This is a genomic window from Erwinia sp. PsM31, from assembly GCF_030433775.1.
Lineage (GTDB): Bacteria > Pseudomonadota > Gammaproteobacteria > Enterobacterales > Enterobacteriaceae > Erwinia > Erwinia aeris.
Map to the genome: position 1 here is coordinate 1 of NZ_JARUWZ010000055.1, position 3,575 is coordinate 3,575.

5 protein-coding genes are annotated in these 3,575 nt (G+C 53.6%); 3 read left to right on the plus strand and 2 right to left on the minus strand.

What is annotated here, in order from left to right:
- The 3 genes from QCD69_RS22335 to QCD69_RS22345 all read left to right on the plus strand — a co-directional run.
- The coding region (locus tag QCD69_RS22335) for a hypothetical protein (RefSeq protein WP_301253559.1) at positions 1-217 on the plus strand (217 nt) is incomplete at its 5' end.
- Between the two features lie 252 nt (positions 218-469).
- Positions 470-1,258 carry a formate/nitrite transporter family protein gene (locus tag QCD69_RS22340; RefSeq protein WP_125290868.1) on the plus strand — a complete coding sequence of 263 codons (789 nt, stop codon included), beginning with the start codon at positions 470-472 and terminating at the stop codon, positions 1,256-1,258.
- 152 nt (positions 1,259-1,410) lie between these two features.
- Positions 1,411-1,770: a YfeC-like transcriptional regulator gene (locus QCD69_RS22345; RefSeq protein WP_253459506.1), complete on the plus strand. Its 360-nt coding sequence runs from the start codon at positions 1,411-1,413 to the stop codon at positions 1,768-1,770.
- 72 nt (positions 1,771-1,842) lie between these two features.
- On the opposite strand, the gene gltX is transcribed toward QCD69_RS22345, so the two are convergent.
- Complete coding sequence (gene gltX / locus QCD69_RS22350; protein WP_253459503.1) at positions 1,843-3,258, minus strand: glutamate--tRNA ligase; 1,416 nt, start codon at positions 3,256-3,258, stop codon at positions 1,843-1,845.
- A gap of 14 nt (positions 3,259-3,272) precedes the next feature.
- Positions 3,273-3,575, minus strand: a 303-nt coding sequence (locus tag QCD69_RS22355) for a hypothetical protein (RefSeq protein ID WP_301253560.1), incomplete at its 5' end; no start/stop codon positions are given.

Consider the following 3,575-nt stretch of genomic DNA (forward strand, 5'->3'; position numbering starts at 1 on the left):
AACCGCTGACCTCTTGCATGCCATGCAAGCGCTCTCCCAGCTGAGCTATACCCCCGAGCCGAAAAACCTTTGTCGTCTTGACGGCGGGCATAATATGAAACGGGGCCGAACGTGTCAACGGCAAAATGCCAATCTGTGTTCGATCGCTGAAAAAGCGGCCAAAGCGATGCAAAAGGCCGCATCCGCACCTTTTGCCACACAGCATAATCCGCCTTAATCGCCGTTATGTCAGCGATCAAATGGTGTCGTGAATGCAATCCGGCAACGTTCCCGCGGCAATCACAGTGCGTCGGGTTTAATCCTGTAAACAGAGCGTTAATTGTGCGCTTAATTGCGCTTGTTTTTGTTAAAATCTCGTGCAAAACTTCCCGCGTTTTCGAATGCCGAACCCTTCTCAGCGCTGGATGCGCGCGTATAACGCGACGGATTCGGCCATTCTTTCTTTCACTACACCAGAATCAGAGCCACTATGTCCTTGTACTCACCTAAAGAAATTGCGGCGGTCGCTATTCAGGCTGGTATCGCCAAAAGTCGTTCGTCTGTCCCTACCCTGTTGATCCTCGGCTTTATTGCAGGGGCTTTTATCGCCACCGGCTTCCTGCTGGATCTGCACGTTATTAATCAGCTGCCCGCTAACTGGGGCTCCTTTGGCGGCCTGCTTGGCGCAGCGGTGTTTCCCGTGGGGATTATTCTGACCGTGCTGGCTGGCGGTGAGCTGCTGACCGGCAATATGATGACCATGCCGATCGCCTGGTTCGCCCGTCAGGTCAGCGGCTTTAGCGTAGTGCGTAACTGGTTCTGGGTAACCATTGCCAACTTTATCGGCAGCATAGCCGTAGCATGGTTCTTTGGCCATGTGCTTGGCATGACCGAAGGCGACTACCTTAAAAAGACCGTGGCTATCGCCTCGGCCAAAGTCCACGCCGACTTTATGCACTCTTTCATTTCCGGTATCGGCTGTAACTGGCTGGTGTGTCTGGCGACCTGGATGGCGTTCGCCAGTAAAGACATGGTCGGTAAGATTTTTGGCATGTGGTTCCCGGTGATGGCGTTCGTGGCTATCGGCTTCCAGCACGTGGTGGCGAACATGTTTATTATCCCGGCCGCTATTTTTGCCGGCCAGCTGAGCTGGGCCGACTACCTGCCTAATTTTGCTGCCGTTTTCCTGGGCAATACGGTCGGTGGCGCGGTATTTGTCGGTCTGGCTTACTACATCGCCTATCGTCCGCAAAATCAGTCTGCTGCTACCCCACAGTAAGGCTTTCTTCCCTCTGCCGCCCGGCAGGGGGAAATATCATTTCTCCCCGCTGCTAATTATCTGCTCAGATTAGTCTTGCCTGTTAGTTGTTCGAACAATAAATTCCTGTAATATATGTCCGTTACATATCAACGCAAAAAGGATATTGCATAATGAAAAAGGAATGGTTAACGCCGGAAGAACTGGCACAGGAAACAGGTTTCAGCCGTCAGACTATCAATAAATGGGTTAAAAAAGAGCAATGGACGACCGTACCCAAGCCCGGCGTACAGGGCGGCAAGGCCCGTATGATCCATATTGATGAGAATGTAAGAAATTTCCTGAAATCCACCCGCCACGTCGCCGAGCCGACCGCCACCTATCGCGTCACGCAAAACTCTCTTCCCGCTCTGCTAATGACCTCTATTCAGCAAATGAACAGCGATGAACAAGAGAAGCTTTATGCATTACTGTTACGTGAAGGCATTCAGGGTATGCTGCAACGGCTGGATATTTCTCAGGTTGAGAAGTAGGTTTCCACGCCTGCCGAGCAGGTTGCACGTTGAAAAAAGAACCGGCTGATGCCGGTTCTTTTATTTAGAGGATTAAGCCTGCGCTTCGCGAGCCGCAATCCAGCTCAGCGCTTTTTCGATACGCGCAACGCTGCGCGACTGACCAATTGCTTCTACCGTCACGTCCAGCGCAGGTGACTGGCCTGCACCGGTAACGGCAACGCGCAGCGGCATGCCGACTTTGCCCATGCCCACTTCCAGCTCGTCCGCAGCGGACTGAATAGCCTGATGCACGTTTTCCGCGTTCCAGACGCTGATGGCGGCCAGCTTGTCACGAACCACTTCCAGCGGCTGACGGGCTACGGGACGCAGATGTTTTTTCGCCGCATCCGCATCAAACTCTGCAAAGTCTTCGTAGAAGTAACGGCAGGAAGCGGCCATTTCTTTCAGCGTCTTGCAGCGCTCGCCAAGCAGACGAACCAGCTGAGCCAGCTCAGGGCCGGTGCGGGTATCGATATTTTCCTGCTCGATATGCCATTGCAGATGCGTCGCCACGTACTCCGGCGCCAGCGTGGTGATGTAGTGATGGTTCAGCCACTGCAGTTTTTCGGTGTTGAAGGCGCTGGCGGATTTGCTGACCGCATCCAGATCGAACAGCTGCTTCATCTCTTCAATGCTGAAGATCTCCTGGTCGCCATGCGACCAGCCCAGACGCACCAGATAGTTCAGCAGCGCTTCCGGCAGATAACCGTCGTCGCGATACTGCATCACGCCTACGGCGCCGTGACGTTTGGAAAGCTTTTTGCCGTCGTCGCCCAGGATCATGGAGACGTGCGCGTAAACCGGCACCTGTGCGCCGATCGCTTTCAGGATGTTGATCTGGCGAGGCGTGTTATTGATATGATCTTCACCGCGGATAACGTGGGTAATTTCCATATCCCAGTCGTCGATCACGACACAGAAGTTGTAGGTCGGCGAACCATCGGTACGGCGGATGATCAGATCGTCCAGCTCCTGGTTGCTGAATTCGATGGGGCCACGGATCTGGTCGTCAAAAATGACCGAACCTTCCTGCGGATTGCGGAAACGCACTACGCAAGGCTCATCATCGGCATGGTGTTCGTGGCTGTCGCGGCAGCGACCGTCATAGCGTGGCTTTTCATTGTTCGCCATCTGCGTTTCGCGTAGCGCTTCCAGACGCTCTTTGGAGCAGTAGCATTTGTAGGCCGTGCCCGCTTCCAGCATCTGATCGATCACTGCATTGTAGCGATCGAAACGTTTGGTCTGATAGTACGGGCCTTCATCCCAGTCCAGGTTCAGCCAGTTCATGCCGTCCATGATCGCGTCGATAGCCTGCTGGGTGGAGCGCTCCAGATCGGTATCTTCTATACGCAGCACGAATTCGCCGCCCTGGTTACGGGCAAACAGCCAGGAATAAAGCGCGGTACGAGCGCCGCCAACGTGCAGGTAGCCCGTCGGGCTGGGTGCGAAACGGGTTTTGATTTTCATTAACAGCTGCCTTTTTACGCTATCAGAAGCGGGGAGCTCTGATAAATCCAGAATAAAGTGGGCAACATTCTATCATCACAAGATGAATCCTCAACGGCAATCCCCTGCTTTCGCGCCGCCTTTGCTGCAAAAGCCGACGGCGCCGTGACGCTTTTGCCTGAAATCGCAACATCTTGTTTAATTTTAAGACGAACGCAATTTTTCCTTCTAAAAATCGTTGACTCATTTTGCGCGATCCCTATAATGCGACTCCACACAGCGGGGGTGATTAGCTCAGTTGGTAGAGCATCTCCTTTACACGGAGGGGGTCGGCGGTT

Bases quoted from the DNA above. Each gene is read 5' to 3' on its own strand.
- QCD69_RS22340 (WP_125290868.1), top strand. From the start codon at position 470: ATGTCCTTGTACTCACCTAAAGAAATTGCGGCGGTCGCTATTCAGGCT.
- QCD69_RS22345 (WP_253459506.1), top strand. From the start codon at position 1,411: ATGAAAAAGGAATGGTTAACGCCGGAAGAACTGGCACAGGAAACAGGT.
- gltX (WP_253459503.1), bottom strand. From the start codon at position 3,258: ATGAAAATCAAAACCCGTTTCGCACCCAGCCCGACGGGCTACCTGCAC.